This window comes from Chitinophaga sp. 22620, assembly GCF_052044405.1.
Classification (GTDB): Bacteria; Bacteroidota; Bacteroidia; order Chitinophagales; family Chitinophagaceae; genus Chitinophaga.
This window is the reverse complement of sequence record NZ_JBQEMV010000004.1, coordinates 90,066-106,018: the sequence shown is the minus strand read 5'-3', so window position 1 is coordinate 106,018 and position 15,953 is coordinate 90,066. Positions and strand designations below refer to the sequence as shown.

General features: G+C 54.1%; 12 protein-coding genes. 1 reads left to right on the top strand and 11 read right to left on the bottom strand.

Annotation, left to right across the window (positions count from 1 at the left end; genetic code table 11):
* Positions 1-13: 13 nt before the first annotated feature.
* From ACTJIK_RS19920 to rpiA, 5 genes are all read right to left on the bottom strand, one after another.
* Positions 14-1,120 carry a FecR family protein gene (locus tag ACTJIK_RS19920; RefSeq protein WP_440649290.1) on the bottom strand — a complete coding sequence of 369 codons (1,107 nt, stop codon included), beginning with the start codon at positions 1,118-1,120 and terminating at the stop codon, positions 14-16.
* Between the two features lie 61 nt (positions 1,121-1,181).
* On the bottom strand, positions 1,182-1,778 hold the full coding sequence (locus ACTJIK_RS19915) for an RNA polymerase sigma-70 factor (protein WP_440649289.1): 597 nt from the start codon (positions 1,776-1,778) through the stop codon (positions 1,182-1,184).
* A 154-nt stretch (positions 1,779-1,932) separates the two neighbouring features.
* Positions 1,933-4,269 (bottom strand): ABC transporter permease, encoded by a 2,337-nt coding sequence (locus ACTJIK_RS19910; protein WP_440649288.1) that lies wholly within the window; start codon positions 4,267-4,269, stop codon positions 1,933-1,935.
* A 305-nt stretch (positions 4,270-4,574) separates the two neighbouring features.
* The gene (locus ACTJIK_RS19905) at positions 4,575-6,137 is read right to left on the bottom strand and encodes a glycoside hydrolase family 28 protein (RefSeq protein ID WP_440649287.1); all 1,563 of its coding nucleotides are present in this window, start codon (positions 6,135-6,137) and stop codon (positions 4,575-4,577) included.
* Between the two features lie 98 nt (positions 6,138-6,235).
* Positions 6,236-6,904 (bottom strand): ribose-5-phosphate isomerase RpiA, encoded by a 669-nt coding sequence (rpiA, locus tag ACTJIK_RS19900; protein ID WP_440649286.1) that lies wholly within the window; start codon positions 6,902-6,904, stop codon positions 6,236-6,238.
* 51 nt (positions 6,905-6,955) lie between these two features.
* Here rpiA and ACTJIK_RS19895 point away from each other — a divergent pair, with 51 nt between their 5' ends.
* Complete coding sequence (locus ACTJIK_RS19895; RefSeq protein WP_440649285.1) at positions 6,956-7,771, top strand: ThuA domain-containing protein; 816 nt, start codon at positions 6,956-6,958, stop codon at positions 7,769-7,771.
* 2 nt (positions 7,772-7,773) lie between these two features.
* Here ACTJIK_RS19895 and ACTJIK_RS19890 read toward each other — a convergent pair whose 3' ends face one another.
* From ACTJIK_RS19890 to ACTJIK_RS19865, 6 genes are all read right to left on the bottom strand, one after another.
* Positions 7,774-8,976, bottom strand: a complete 1,203-nt coding sequence (locus ACTJIK_RS19890; protein ID WP_440649284.1) for an alginate lyase family protein — start codon at positions 8,974-8,976, stop codon at positions 7,774-7,776.
* A complete protein-coding gene (locus tag ACTJIK_RS19885) occupies positions 8,951-9,175 on the bottom strand; it encodes a hypothetical protein (RefSeq protein ID WP_440649283.1) in 225 nt (74 codons plus the stop codon). The genes ACTJIK_RS19890 and ACTJIK_RS19885 overlap by 26 nt, the downstream gene beginning before the upstream one ends.
* 62 nt (positions 9,176-9,237) lie before the next feature.
* Positions 9,238-10,224: a DUF4466 family protein gene (locus ACTJIK_RS19880; RefSeq protein ID WP_440649282.1), complete on the bottom strand. Its 987-nt coding sequence runs from the start codon at positions 10,222-10,224 to the stop codon at positions 9,238-9,240.
* Between the two features lie 23 nt (positions 10,225-10,247).
* Complete coding sequence (locus ACTJIK_RS19875; protein WP_440649281.1) at positions 10,248-10,652, bottom strand: hypothetical protein; 405 nt, start codon at positions 10,650-10,652, stop codon at positions 10,248-10,250.
* Positions 10,653-10,669: 17 nt separating this feature from the next.
* Complete coding sequence (locus ACTJIK_RS19870) at positions 10,670-12,556, bottom strand: RagB/SusD family nutrient uptake outer membrane protein (protein WP_440649280.1); 1,887 nt, start codon at positions 12,554-12,556, stop codon at positions 10,670-10,672.
* A gap of 11 nt (positions 12,557-12,567) precedes the next feature.
* The gene (locus ACTJIK_RS19865) at positions 12,568-15,675 is read right to left on the bottom strand and encodes a SusC/RagA family TonB-linked outer membrane protein (protein WP_440649279.1); all 3,108 of its coding nucleotides are present in this window, start codon (positions 15,673-15,675) and stop codon (positions 12,568-12,570) included.
* Positions 15,676-15,953: the final 278 nt, after the last annotated feature.

The following is a 15,953-nucleotide window of genomic DNA, read 5'->3' as shown; positions in this document are numbered from 1 at the left end:
TTGATTGACGTGATCATTCACTGATCAGCAGGGTGCTGTCTGTGACGCTGTATTTGAATGTCCTGGACCGGGCCAGGTAATATAAAATGTCCTGTAAATTGTTGTTCTGGAACGAACCTGTCATACGGTAATGGCGCGGCGCCTCTGATATGAAGATCACTTTCTTGCCGAAGCTGCGCTCCAGCTCGTGGCCTATCTCTTCCAGCGATGCGTCGCGGAAAATGAGACGGCCTTCGGTCCATGCTTTTTCATCCGCGCCGGAAGTGGCCTCTTTTACAATATCCTCGCTGGTCTGTCGGTAGGTTACTTTTTCGTCGGGAGTGATGTAGAACGTATCCGGCGGAAGGTTGCCCTTGCCGTATTTGGGAATGAAAGCCACTTTGCCCGTGGTAACGGAGGTTTGCACCGGCTCATTGTCGTATGCGCGCACATTGAAGGAGGTACCCAGCACCTTCACGGTGCCTTTGGCGAGGTGGACAATGAAAGGCCGTTCCTGGTCTTTCGTTACATCAAAAAAAGCTTCCCCGCTGAGATATACTTCGCGGCTGGTGCGGGAAAAAACTTCCGGGTAAGAAAGCCTGCTTTCTGCATTGAGCCATATTTTGCTGCCGTCCGCCAGTTCTATCACCGCGCGGGTGGCTTTACCGTTCTGGCGGTTGAGCCATTGCGCAGTGTCCTGCATGGCCCGGGCAACCGGAATGGATGCATCCGGAAGCTCCTGCCGGGTGTAGAGAAAAACTGCGATCAGCAAAGCCACGGCAGCGGCGGCGGCGGTGTACAAAGGCCACCTGCGCCGGCGGGCGGTCAGTTCTTCTGCAAACATCGTTTCTTCCTGCCTGAACCCGTTCATCTGTGCAGCGGCTTCGTCACGGTCAGGAAAAGAAGCAGCTGCCATCCCCTCCTTTCCGTTACGGATCCTGCTGAGCGTTCTTTCCAGCGCCTGTTCTGTTTCCGCGGAAGACAAACCTTCGTGCGCGGAGAAATATTGCTGGAGGAGGTGATAGCGTTCCTTCAGGTCGTCCTGTTGCAACAGCCCTTCCAGTTCTGTCAATTCAGCCGCTGTGGCTTGCCCTGCCAGCTTCCTGGCCAGCAGTTCTATGAATTGTTCTTCGTTGATCATCTTTCTGTTGAGCTGTTGTAGTTATTAGGACAGGCGGATTGCCGGAATTACGTACAGGGGATCAAAAAATATTTATGATCAGCAGCAGCCACAGCATAGCGGGCGGTTCTTTCCGTTTTTTACCGGGCTTCGCGGAAAGAAATGGCGCGATGGCCTCGTTCAGCCGGCGGATGGCGCGGAACAGCTGGGTTTCCACCGTCCTGGGACTGATGTTGAGGATCACAGCCACGTCTTTATAACGGAAGCCTTCGTCGCGGATGAGCCGGAATACTTTTCGGCACTGGTCAGGCAGGCGGTTCACCTCCTGGTCCAGCCGGTGGTTCATTTCCTTCCATTCCATTTCCTTTTCGGGATCGGTCGGGGCGCTGAGCTGCGCCAGGCCATCGTCCAGCGGGGCAATGCGGAAGGTGGAGAATTGTTCGAGGTAATTGAGGGAATGGTTCTTTACCGCCACAAAGAGGTATACTTCCAGGTTGGCCACGGTTTCCAGCTCCTGGCGGCGGTTCCAGAGCTTCACGAATACGTCGGACACGATCTCTTCCGCCGCTTCGCGGGAATTCACATATTGAATACAGAAACGGAGAAGGCGGTCATACAACAGCCTGAACAAGGCGGCGAATGCCTGTTCATTTTCGCAACGTGCAATTTGGAGCTGCAACTCCCTGATTTTGGCGTGGATGGCTGTCATGTCACTTAAACCCTCTGTTCCGGCTGCTCCTGTTTTATGGCGCAAATCACCGGTTTGTTATGATAGGACAGGTATTTTTGGAAAAATACGTACAAACCGTGAAAAAAATCCGGGAGAGGGGTTATTATTCCGTCCTAAGGCTCTTTACCGGGTTCATGACGGCCGCCTTTACGGCCTGGAAGCTCACCGTTGCCAGTGTCAGCGCCACCATCCCGCCGGCGGCAAGCAGGAACACATCCGGCCCCAGACCAACATGATAAGCAAAACCATCCAGCCAGCGGGCCATCAGCCACCAGGCCACCGGAACCGCCAGGCATATGGCCGCCATCACGGCGGTCATAAAGTCTTTCGACAGCATCAGCACCACATTGCTGACCGTAGCGCCGAGCACCTTCCTGATACCGATCTCTTTCCTTTTCTTTTCCGCGGTATAAGCCGCCAGCCCAAACAGGCCGAGGCAGGAGATGATCGCGGCCAGCGCCGCTGCATACCGGGAAAGTGCCCCCACCCTGCGCTCCGCGATGTATTGCGCCTGGTAAGTGCCGTCCAGGTAGGAATAATTGAAGGCAAAACCGGGATTAAAACTTTTATACAGCGCTTCTGCCTGTGCGAGCGCCTTCTTTTCCATGCCTTCTTTCATTTTTACCATCACGGTGCCGCCATGGTTTTCCAGCTGGAAGAACAGCGGCTTGATATCTTCATGCAACGACTGGAAATGAAAATTGCGGGTCACGCCAATGACCTTCACCTGCTGGCCGCCGAAGTCAATGATCTTGCCCACCGGGTCTTTCAGGCCCATGGCTTTCACCGCCGCTTCGTTGAAGATGATCCCGGACCTGTCTTTATCCAGCTCACGGGAAAACGTACGGCCTGCCGCCATGCGGATGTCCAGCAATTCCAGCATATCATAGCTGAGCAGGAAGGGACGGAACAGGAGCGTGTCCTTTTGCCATACCTTGCCAACGGAAGGCGCCCCCATCACGTTGCCCACCATTACAGACGCGTTGGCCACGCCGGGGATATTTTTCATCGACGCCAGGAAGGTTTCCATCTGTTCCGGCACCCGGCCTTCCGCGTCAAAATAAATTACATGGTCTTTATCATATCCCAGGTTGTGCGACTGCATAAAACCGATCTGCCGGTATACCACCATCACTGCCACGATGAACACGACCGAAAGCGCAAACTGGAACACCACCAGGCCTTTCCTGGCCCATAAAGCACCCGCGCCGGTTTGCAGGTTGCCTTTCAATACCGTTACAGGCCTGAACCCGGAAAGATAGAACGCGGGATAGATCCCTGCTGCAATACCTGTAAAGAGGGTAATCCCCGCAAGGCCTCCGATAATGGCCGCATCAGGTTTTAATGCCAGCTCTTTGCCTGTAATACCATTAAACGCCGGCAGCAGCAGCCACACCAATATCAACCCGAATACCAGCGCAAGCAGCGTCATCAGCAGCGACTCGCCCATATACTGCCCGATCAGCGCCAGGCGGTTCGCGCCTACGGATTTGCGGATGCCCATTTCTTTCATTCTCGCGGCGGACTTTGCAGTGGAAAGGTTCACAAAATTGATACAGGCGATCAGCAAAATAAATATAGCGATGAGCGAAAATAATTTCACATATCCTATCCTGCCGCCGGACTGCTGCCCGTTCACATAATTGCCATACAAATAGCTGCCCGAATAAGAACGGAGGAATATGTCGCGGCCGTTTCCCATAAACCGGCTGAGCTTTTCGTTAAAGGCGGATACTGGCGCCTTGTCATTCAGTACAACATACGTAAGGAACGGCCCACGGGCGGCCATAGGGGCCTGTATGCCGAGCATTTCCTTAAATGCGCCGAAAGGCAGCAGGAAATCGAATTGTAAGGAAGATGCGGCAGGCACATTCTTTAATACGCCGGTGATGATGCTGGTCCTTTTAAACTGGTCGATCTGCCAGCTGATCATTTTTCCCGTGACATTTTCAGTGGTATGAAACAGGCGCCTTGCCAGCTTTTCAGTGATCACGATACCGTCCTTGCCATCCAGTGCCGAAGAGGCGCTGCCTTGCAGTAACGGGAACGTAAATACGTCCAGGTATTCTTTCCCGGCAAACAGGCCGGCTGCTTTCACATGTTTATCTGCCACCGTCAGCGGTACCTGCGGGAACCAGTCCGGCGGCGTAATTACGGTGGCTGCTTTGAGCTCCGGCATTTGCGCGCGCATGGTTTCCGCCATCAGCGCGGGCGTTCCGGGCGCAGTATGAATGCCGTCTGCAAACGGCGCCCGCTCCATCACCTGATAAAGGTTTGGATCGTTTGCGTGAAATTTATCGAAACGCAGCTCATCGTTCACCCATAAAAAGATCAGCACTGCGCAGGCCATACCGGTAGAGAGCCCTGCGAGGTTCAGCAGTGTGAACTGCCGGTGCTTCATCATTTGCCGGAAGGCGGTTTTCAGATAATTTTTAAACATAACCCGGGTTTAATTTTCGTACGGCCTTTATAGTTACCCGTATCCAATGGAATGCCATAATCAATCAGTGATCAATCTCAATATATTACATATTGTTTTCCAAATCTACTTGTTCGCTTTTGAAACAGGCGGCGTCCGTTCCCGGAAGATACCAAACGACGCAGATATCGTAGTTGTACAGCATACAGCGCAGATGCCACGCGCGTCGCAGTCACCGGTGTATCGGGGCCAATGCTGACGGGCGGTTTGATAAAAAAAGGGCCGGTCTTTCAACCCGCCCTTTCACTGTTTTTCAAAAATGCCCGTTATTTAGAAGGTTCTACATTCTTTTCCTGTTTGATATTCCTGCTCTTCTCCCCTTCCACTTTCACAAAAGAAGCGGCCCGGCCTTTTGCGGTCACCGCCGTGATGTCCGCCCCTTCTACATTCTCCAGTCTAATGATGGATTCGGCGCCGGTGGTTTCGGGAAGTTTCCAGTTCTGGAGGGTGATGTCCTGCCCGTCCTCACAAACAAAAGCCGGCCTTTGGTCATTGGCGTCCAGCCTGAACACGATGTTCTTCAGCTTCAGGCCTTTCACATGCCGCGCCCAGATGCCGTATGCGGGGATGGTGGGGCCGAAGGTCTTCACTTCAGGGTATTTATCGATCGCCTCGGGCACTGCGTGGCGGGCGTTCTCAAGCGTACCGCCGCCGGCCAGGCTGATGTCGATATTTTCCAGCGTAAGGCCGGTAATGTAATGCCCGGGAACGCCGGTGATCAGAATGCCGGAAGGCGGGGTGAGCTGTGTGATCTTTGAAGAGACGGCTTTCACATTCCGGACGGTTACATTGGTGAGCGTGCCGGTGGGCTGCTGCGTGTCTTTTCCTTTTCGGAACACGCTGAGGCGTGAACCCAGGCGGAAGAGCATGGGCGTTTTTACGTTCTCCATGGTGATGTCGCTGATGTCCACATTGCGCAGGTGCGCGCCGTCTACCGTCAGCAGCTTGATGCCGCCGTTGTTCGTATCGTAGATGTGGCAGCGGGAGATCCTGATGTTCTCGAAAGGCGCCATGGATTCCGTGCCCATTTTGATAGCGCCGTGGCCGCTTTTCAGCCGCATGTCCGTCACAGTGATATTGCGGCAGGCCATGATGCTGGAAGTTGTCTTGAAACAAAGCGCATCATCGCCGCTTTGTATGTCGCAACGCGCGATCTGCACGTCCTGGCATCCATCGATGTCGATGCCGTCGTTGTGCGCCACGCCGTGGCTGAGGATCTTCACATCCTCTATTTTTACGTTCTTACATTGAAAGTAGTGGGAAGTCCATGCGGCGGCAAATTGCAGGCTCACGCAGCTCACTTTTACGCCGTTGCAGCGCACGATCCTCACCAGGAAGGGGCGGCGGCCCCAGCGCAGGGATTCGGAGCGCGTGTCCGTTTCTATCTGCCGGGCCTTAAGCGCGGAGCCCTGGCCGTTGATCGCGCCTTTGCCTTCGATAGCCACATTCCGCGCATCCACAGCAGCCAGCAGCGCCCAGCCAACATCTATGCCCAGGCCGTCGGTAAAGGGATCAGGATTCGTATAGTCGTCCACATTAGTGCTGCCCAGCAATACGGCATTTTCTTCAAGATGGAGCGCGACGTTATTTTTCAGGACAACCGTACCGGAAAGGAATTTCCCGGCGGGGACGATCACTTTACCGCCGCCGCTTTGGCTGCAGTCGTCGATAGCCTGCTGGATGATCTTTGTATTGAGGGTTTGCCCGTCACCCACGGCGCCGCGGGAGGCAATATTGATGTCCTTCGCCGAAGCCCGGGCGCCAAGGAGGAGAAACATCGCAACCAGCAGACCGGCTGCGGGTTTGCGGGAAAAGACATTGGTAATCATAACTGGTGGAATGCTGTTTCCTGCAATTTAACAAAGCGGCTTCCGAACTCCAAAGGAGCTGAAAATATGCATACATCCCGCGCAAAAAACACCAGTATTCAATGGCCCGGGCGGGTAAAATGCACGGTCTCCCCCCCTTTCCCCATGATCACTTCCGCCGCAAGATCAATGAAAAGCCCGTGGGCCACAAGGCCGGTGATATGATCCAGTTCCCGCGCCAGTGCAGCCGGGTCGGCGATCAGCCCGAAATCCGCGTCCAGCACCTGGTTGCCTTCGTCTGTTGTAAACCCTTCGCGCAGGATGCAGGTGGCGCCCAGCTTTTCCAGCTGCCGCTGCACGAAGCCGCGCGCAAAAGGGATCGTTTCGATGGGCAGCCTGAATGCGCCCAGTTGGGCTACCAGCTTGCTGCTGTCTGCAATGATCACTTCCCGCCGCGTTTTTTCCGCCACGATCTTTTCACGGAGGAACGCGCCGCCACCGCCCTTGAGCAATTGCAGTTTCGGCGTGAATTCATCGGCGCCGTCTATCGTGATATCGATCTCTTCAACGGAATTTATATCGACCAGCGGGATGCCGAGCATCAAAGCCAGGCGGGCGGTTCTTACGGAGGTGGGAACGCCGCTGATGCGGAGGCCGCGGAGGGCGATCTCATGGATAACGAATTCGGCGGTGGAGCCGGTACCCAGGCCTACCACCTGGCCGTCTTGAATGAGCTTTACGGCCGCCATGGCTGCGGCGTGTTTTTCGTTGTTCAGTTGCGCGGTCATTCTACAATTTACGCAGGCGCAGAGATTCTAAAAAATTAATGTAGATTTAGAATGATGAAATTCCACGCTACCTTATGCCTGGCCCTGCTTTTCTGCACCGGGGCGCTTGCGCAGCGCCCTTTTAAGGTGATCGCTTTTTTCACGGGCAAAAACGACCAGGCACATATCAGTTTTGTGCGCGAAGCCCATCAATGGTTCCCCGCCATGGGCGCGAAGTATCATTTCACTTACGACTCCACCAGCAACTGGGATAACCTGAACACCGCTTTCCTGGCTGATTACAACGTAGTGATCTTCCTGGACACGCGGCCCGAAAAACCCGCCCAACGGGAAGCTTTCCGTGCATACATGGAAAAAGGCGGCGCCTGGATGGGTTTCCACTTCTCCGCGTTTGCGCTCACGCCTTCGCAATTCCCGCAGAACTGGGACTGGTACCACAATACTTTCCTCGGCTCAGGCTCTTATGGCAGCAACACCTGGCGCCCCACTTCCGCGGTGCTGCGGGTGGAAGATTCCACACATCCCGCCATGAAAGGGCTGCCCCGAACCTTTACTGCTTCTCCGAACGAATGGTATCGCTGGAGCAACGACCTCCGCAAAAATCCCGACATCCGCATCCTCCTGTCCATAGACCCGGCCAGCTTCCCGCTCGGCACCGGCCCCAAGCAGCATGAGATATGGACCAGCGGCTATTACCCGGTTGTGTGGAGCAATAAAAATTATAAGATGGTGTACCTGAACATGGGCCACAATGATATCGATTACGAGAACAGGACCAATAAAACGCTGTCTTATACCTTTGATAATCCTGTGCAGAACCAGCTGATCATTAACAGCCTGCTGTGGCTGGGCGGGGCTGTGCAATAAAATCAGAAACTACTCCCCGTCAATAAGATCAAATTATTTTGCTTTTCTTCCCGCGCCAGCAGCTTCCGCACATCCATCTCCGGGTAATGCGGCGCAGCCAGGCGGGCCAGCTCAAAAAAACCTTTCACATCACGCGGCTTGATCTGCTGATAGGTCCAGGTACTGGCCGGGTCCGCATGCGCCAGCATCCAGCCGAACGCTTTCCTGAGACTTTTGCCGCCAGGCGTTTCCATTGTCCATAGGTTGAGCTGTACATTTTCCGCGAGACGCGCCAGTTCAAAAAATCCTTTCAGGTTCATCTGCGAATAATTCCAGGAAAGGGTGCGTGCCAGCTCGTGCGGCTGGCTGCCGTCTTCCTTCAGCTGGCTTTCGATGCGGGGTATGGTTTGCTCCCGCAATATTTTCCGGGCCAGCGCCGTATCGCCCAGGAAAAGGGAGATAGACACTGTTTGCACGTCGTACCAGGTACCGTGGTTATTATGTTCGTCCGCTTCGTCCGTCCCGATGGGGCTGGTGCGCATCCATTGCAGGAAGCTGCCGTACCACTGGCGGATAACGGTACTTTCATCCGCGTTCAATACATTGGAACCTTTTAATAACATCACGCCGTCCAGCAGCTTGGCAAGACTTCTCGTGTCTATCAATCCAATGCCGCGGCCCTTCGTGATGCCGGGAATGGACTGCCCGAAATCCAGGTTCGGATTCATGCGCGTGGCGGGATCGATGAACCAGGCACGGAGCAAACGCGCCGCATGGGCCGCATAATCCTGCCTGCCGGTGTAATACCATGCAATGCTCAGCAGGTAAACGTCGCGGCAGAGCGCGTTATGGTATTCCGCATCACGGATGGAAAAACGTTCCGGGTTCACCTGCCCGTCTTTCCGGATATAGGGCAGGCCGTCCTTTTTGGATGAATCAGGCCACCAGTAAGGGCCTACGCTCATATAATCATGCTTATCCCCACTGGGCGGCATTTTATCTTTGAACACCACGGAGTACGGTCCGTTGTGCAGGGCCTTATCTGCTTCCTGTAAAATATCCGTAAGCGCTTTCACCGCGGCCGTGTCGCCCTGCTGTACAAGCTGTTTACCTTTTATCAGCGCGTCGGGACGCATCAGGAAAGTGCGCGGCGTGTCCGCAGCGAGGCCGTTCAGGCTGAACGCCAGGCAAAGCAGGAGTTTACTCCATGACAATATATTTTTCATTGCTGATCTTTTGTTGGGAGGATGTGTTGCCATTGCCGCCGAAGAGATTGTTTTCCTGCTTCAGCTGCGCCGTGGCATAGGATTCCAGGCCGAAGCCGTTGTTGTAGCCTGCCGCGGACTGATCGAGGCCGGGATGTTTGAATTGTGCCATGGCGGTTCCGGAGAGGAACAGCGCGAGGAGCAGGATAAATCTTTTCATAGTTTCCCGTGGAATGAACAAAAAAGAAACGGGGACTTGTTGGCCAGCCCCCGTTCGTTGCATTACTTCATTGTATAGCGTTTGATGCTGATCACCGCTGTTTTGTTGGGATTGCTCGCGGAATTGACGAAGACATACGCCCGGTATTTCCCGTCGGCAGTTTCCAGCCACACGCCATAGTCCTTCGCCAGGCCAAGTGTGTAGTTCACGCCTTCGCCGAGGTCCAGCTTCTGGAAATCGAGGTCGTCAATAAAAATACCAAACTGGTCGCGTGACAGTTGCTGGTCGCGCAGCTGCCATACTTTCATCAGTTTTGTGTTCCTGTTCGCGCCCGCCGGCAGGGTAATACCGGGCAGGTACTGCGGGTCGGCGGCCGGCGCCACCAGCGCGTGGCCGAAAGATGAAGGCGTGGTGCGGTGCAGGTATACCAGGTCGATCTTATCCGCATTCGCAGCGGCATCGGCCTGGTTGTAAGCCGCCATATCGGCGATGGAAATATACCTGGCCCCGGCGTCTGCCACGGGTATGTCCAGCTTCATTTCCATATTGGCCACTTTGAAAGGGCCAAGGTCGTAGCTCACGGTTTGCCCGTTGCTGGCGGTGGCGGTGAATTTAAAGCTCACTTCCTTTCCCCTGGCCTCTTCGCCGGGAACATAATAATACCGGAGGGTGGCGGCCATCGTGTCTTTTGTGAAGGTCACGGAGGTGATGTTCCCCTTGTTCTCGGAAGGATTGGCTACCACTACGCCGGTATCCTGGCCGCCGCCATTCGTGAAAAACGAGCGGTGCTCCAGGTAAGTGGCGGGAGCGCCTGCAATAGACGCTTCCACCTGCGCTGAAACAAGCTTGCCTTTACTGGCGGGGAGCGCAATAGCGTATGCGAACTCCATCCTGACGCCAACGAGGGACGGACCGATACTGCGTTTGATGGCGTCGTTCTGCAGCTCGTTCTTGGGCTGCGGCACCTCGTAATCCTTATCGCTGCACGATGCGAACATCAGTACCGCTGCCGCAAGCGCTGTTGTATATTGAAAGATTTTTCCTGTCATGATTCATTGTTTTAAGAGGACAATTATTTGTCAACCGATACAAACACTTTGTAGGTCTTTTTTACCTGCCTGTTGCCGGATATCACGGTCCAGGACCTTTGCGTGGTCGTGTCCGAAAAGTCCACCCAGGTGGTGATCTTCGGATCCAGCTTGCAATCCTGCGCCAGGCCGAAGCGGGGCCAGATCTTTTTGAGGTCTGTTCCGAATTTCACATTCATTTTGATCGTCTGCGCAACGGTGTCGATCACTGCCTGCTTGCTGTGCACCACCAGGTGGTCCGTACCCAGCATCTCGAAGCTGCTCACAAAACATTCTGCACGGGTGGTGATAAGGAGTCCGTCTTCATCTACAGGATTGTCTTTTTTACAACCCATCCAGATCATCGCGGAAAACATTACCAGGAAAATTGCTGAAATATATTTTTTCATCTCTTCGGATTTTTAAATTATAACCATGGTGTGTTCTGTGTGAGCTTGGGATTGCGTTCCCTTTCTCCCAGCGGTATCCTGAAAATGTACACGCGCTGGTATGCTCTTTCCTGCTGGTTCTGAAACACGCCTCTTGTGGTGATCTCGCCATGGGTATCGCGGAAATCGCGGCCAGGGCCGCCGGTAGGACCAAATACCCTTTCTATTGCCCTCCAGCGGCGGAGGTCCCAGAAACGATGGCCTTCGGCGAACAGCTCCACGATGCGCTCCTGTTCAATGGCGTTGAAGAATGCTTCCTTGCTGGCGGTTTTATCAGCTCCCAAAGGAGGCAGGTTACCACGGCGGCGTATCTTGTTCAGCAACTCAATAGCTTCCGCATTCGGTCCGCCAATGGCGTTGGATGCTTCCGCATACATCAGGTACACATCTGCCAGGCGTATCCAGGGATAGGTGTAGTTACCATCGCTGCGGCCCAGGCCGGCGGTATTGCGGAGGAATTTGCGGAAAACGTAGCCTGTGTTGCAACCGTCAGTGTTATATACATTATCGTACCGGATGCCATTCACCACGATGTTAGGCGAGTTCCAGGTGTTGTAGATGAAAGGAATGAAACCGGTCGACTTCAGGGAGTTGAAGGCGATGCTCAGCTCATAGTCCCACATGATGGAAGACTTCATGCGGTAGTCCCTGTTGGCGTAGCTCAGCGGGTTCAGCGCGGAGTTGGGCCGGGTTCTTGCATCGGCCACGCTGGGTTTCAGCGGGATCAGCGGCGGCGCGAAATCGCCGGTGGTGGTCAGCTGGTAGCGGTCGGCAATTTCAAAGCGCGGGGTCATCCAGCACTGTGAGCCTTCGTGGGAACGGCCGGCCACATCGCGCATCAGCTCCTCTCCCTGGCCGGTGTTGATGCCGCCATGGGTAAATGCCAGCACAAATTCCGTGTTATTGTCGTTCGCCACCGGTGTGAAGAGGTAATAATAGTTCGGTAATATTTCCGCTTTGCCGAGTGTGTCGATCTCACCGGGATCGCCATTCCTCCAGAGATTGAGGCCCATTCCCAGGGACACCGTCCTGAGGTCGGCGGCGGCCTTCGTATAGGCGTCGGTGGCTTCAGCCGGGCTGGGCTGAAAAGTTTCCAACTCAGGCCATCCATACTCGTTCCAGCTTGCCCAGTACAACATCAGCTTTCCCCTGAGCGCAAGCGCGGAGGCTTTGGTAAAACGGCCCTGTTCGGAAGAGGCCTGCGGCAGCTTTTCGAAAGCATACGTAAGATCGGCGTAAATGGAATCCTTGATCTGCTTGATCGGCGTACGCGTGATCTGGGCTATCTCATACTGGTTGCCTGGGTTGATCACCTGCGTAAAGTAAGGCACATCGCCCCACATCGTGATCAGCCTGAAATACACCAGGCCCCTCAGCAGGCGCGCTTCGCCCATGATCCTTTCCAGTTCGGGAATGGCTGTGTTGCCTACTTTCGGGATGAGCGTCTTAACATTCTCTATCACATAATTCGTTCTGTTCACGCCGCCGTACAGGTAACGGAACATCCTGTCGTAACGGTCGCCGCCACCGGAAGGTGAAGCCGGGTTCCAGTTGCCGGTGGGATAAGCGCCGCCTTTTTGCAGCGAACCGCTGTTGAGGTCGTCGTTCACGGTAGAACTGGTGCCTCTCACGCGCTGGAATTCGGCCAGCCCGTCGAAATAATATTCACGGTCAAAAAGCGGGCGGACGTCTGCATACGCGCCCATCACGGCTACTTTTGCATCTTTTTCCGATTTCCAGAACTGGGATTCAGGAAGTTCCGTGGTAGGCTCCTGGTCCAGCAGGTCCTTCACGCAGGATGTAGCCAGTACACACCATCCTGCCGCTATCGCCAATAATTGTATATGAATGCGTTGTCTTTTCATTTTCGTACTTTTTAAAGGCCTACGTTAATACCGAAGGAATATGACTTGTTTAACGGGTAAGCATTACTCCTGTTGCCGGTCAGTTCCGGGTCGAGGCCGCGGAATTTGGTAATGGTGCCAAGGTTTTCAGCAGAACCGAATATCCTGAAGCTGTATAATCCCAGTCTTTTCAGAAGGTCGGCGGGAATGGAATATCCTACCTGCACATTCTTGAAACGGATATAGTTCAGGTTGTCCAGCCAGAATGAAGTTTCTGAACGGTTATTGCCAGAGCCGCCAAGGCGGGGCCACTCTCCGTCGGGATTGTCGTGGTTCCAGGGAAGGTTCCACTGGTTCCAGCCCCATGCATAACGCGCGGCGGACGGGTTTACGTTGTTGTAGTTATTGATCCAGTAATCTTTACGGCCGGTGGCGGCGGTGATAAGGAAAGCCACGTCAATGCCTTTCCAGGCAACATTGCCGCTGAAGGAAAAGTTAGAGGTAGGCCTGTCGCGCTGAACATTCGGATAGGCTTTTTTATCGTCGTCGGTGATCTGTCCGTCGCCGTTCAGGTCCTTGCGGAGCAGGTCGCCGGGAGATGCGCTCTGCGGGGTATTGTTATAAATGTCCTGCCAGGTTCTCGCAATACCAATGTCCTCGAAAGTGAGCAGGTAGTGGTAAGGCATATCCAGGAATACCCAGCCTTTCGGCAGGAACTCGTTCCATTTTTCGAGATTGGTCCTGTTGTAGGACGCGTTGAAGTTCACGCCGTAATTGAACTGCCCCACCCTGTCGGCCCAGGTCAGGTTTGCTTCCACGCCGCGGTTGCGCAGCTCGCCGATGTTCTGGCGGGGTGCAACGTATGCGCCGGACAGCAGCAGGGAAAGGTCCGAGGGCCTTAACATGTCCGTGGTCAGACGGTCATAATAATCCAGCTCAGCGGTGAGCCTTCCTTCAAAGAAACCAAGGTCCAGGCCAAGGTTGAGCACCGTGGAGGTTTCCCAGGTAAGGTCCGGGTTCACCAGCTTGCGGTAAACAAAACCCTTCATCATATCCTGTCCCAGCATGTAGTGGCTGGTAGATAAAGTGGACATTTGCTCGAAACGGTCAATACCACTGTTATTGCCGAGGCTTCCGTAAGAAGCTCTCAGTTTACCGCTGCTGAGTATCTTGCCGGTGATGGGTTTGATGAAGTTCTCTTCGGTAAAGCGCCAGCCTACTGCCACTGAAGGGAAGAAACCGTAGCGGCTGCCTGGCAGGAACTTGGAAGAACCATCATAGCGGAAGTTTGCTTCCAGCAGGTATTTCTCAAAGGCGGTATAATTGATACGGCCGATGTAAGAACGCAGCCCCTCAGTGCTGGAGTTGCCGGACGCGCTCTGGATAGCCGGGAGCGCCGCATCCACTTCATGAAGGTCAGGATGTATCCTGTCGTTGCGGCTGCTGTTCTGTATGCGGGTATTCCAGTACTCTTCGCTGTATACGCCCAGCACCGAAATTTCGTGGTTGTCCGCGATGGTACGGTTGTAGCTGATGCGGCCCGTCAGCATGGTTTTGTAACCGGTGGTGGTGAAGTTGCCGATGCCGGCGTTCTCTCCAACATATACACGGCTGCCGGGTGAATTGGACTGGAAGTTCCAGGCCTGGTTGGGAATGTTGGCGTTGTAACGGAACTGGTTGTTGTAGTTCAGGGAATAGTCTATCCTGCCGGTCAACCCTTCAATCGGCGACCAGTCGAAATACACCTGGCCATTGGCTTCCTGGCGGTTCTGGCGGTTCAGCGTGTTCTGGTACACGGTGTAAGGATTATACGCCTGTGCGTCTTCGCCATATGCCATTACGCCGCCGTACCGGTTGGTAACGGGATCGTAAGGCGTAATGCCCGCGATCGCATACTGCATGTCGAACCCGGCGGTATTGGTGGAATTATCGTCCGTGAAACCGTCTTCCAGCGCATATACCATTTTGGACCAGTTGCCGTTGAATTTTACACCGGCATTCATGTTCTTGCGCACTTTATAGTCGTAGCTGAAGCGGGCGTTATATTGTTTGTAGTCGTTGTTGATCTGGAGGCCTTTTTCATCCAGTACGCCAACGGACATAAAGAAATTTGACTGTTCATTGCCGCCTGATGCGGAGATATTATAGTTCTGTATCTGGCCGTCGCGGATAATAACGTCCCACCAGTCTGTATTCGGGTACTTCAGCGGGTCGATCATGCCGAGGGCCATCCACTGGTCGATGGTGCCGTCTTTAAACAGCCACTGGGAGCGGGTAGTGCCTACTGAAGCCTGGCGCTGGTGCAGGGTGAGTGCACGCGGATAGTTGGCCATGAAATCGTATGCGCGGGTGGGCTTCTGTACACCGAAGGTGCCGTTGAAGTTAATGGCGGTCCTTTTCTGGCCTTTGCCGGATTTGGTGGTGATGAGGATAACACCGTTGGCCGCGCGGGAACCATACACAGAGGCGGAGGTCGCATCTTTCAACACCGAAATGCTTTCGATGTCATTCATGTTAAGACGGTTGATGTCCACGTCGGGCATACCGTCTACCACTACCAGCGGGTTGGCATTGTTCACCGTGCCGAGGCCGCGGATGATGAGGGCGGCGCTGTTGCGGCCAGCCATGCCGCTGCCCTGGGAAACTGCCAGGCCGGGTACCAGGCCGGAGAGTGCGGAGGACGCGTTGGGCAGTGAACGGTTGGTGATCTTTTCGTCTACCTTCACGGCAGACACTGCGCCTACCAGGTTCACTTTCTTTTGCGTGCCGTAACCCACTACCACCACTTCGCCGAGCGCTTTCTGGTCGGTTTTGAGCGTTACCAGCACTGCTGTGCCCGAAGTGTAGGGCACTTCCTGCGTGGCGTAGCCGATGTAAGTGATCACCAGGATGCCGGAGGAATTCGGTGCATTCTTAATGTTGAAATTGCCACTGGCATCAGTGGCTGCGCCGGCGGAGGTGCCTTTCACGGCCACGCTCACGCCCGGGAGCGGAGCCTTCTGATCGTCTGTTACGCGGCCGGTAATGGCATAGTTTTGCTGTGCCCGGGCTGCGTTTGCCACGAATACTGCCGCGAGCAGCAACATGCAGAAACGGCTAAAGGAACGCCTGCGTAAAAAAGGAGGTGAATGTTTGAACATAACGCTTAGTTTGAGAATGTATCAGCAATAAAAATGATAAGGCCCGACTGCTTAGCGGACATTACGGACAAATGCCGTCAGGATAATGCAAACGTTTGCATTTCTTTACATATGAAACAGTTTTTGTGTTGATTGCATACGTGGAAACTGATTTGATTTTGTGATTTAAGTTTAGTCTCTTGTTTGGTGTGTAGGTCAGATTTTGGCAATATCCTACTCCTGCTTTAACAAATGTATAAAAAACAATCGATTGAAATAAAAAATTCCAAGCATTTTAC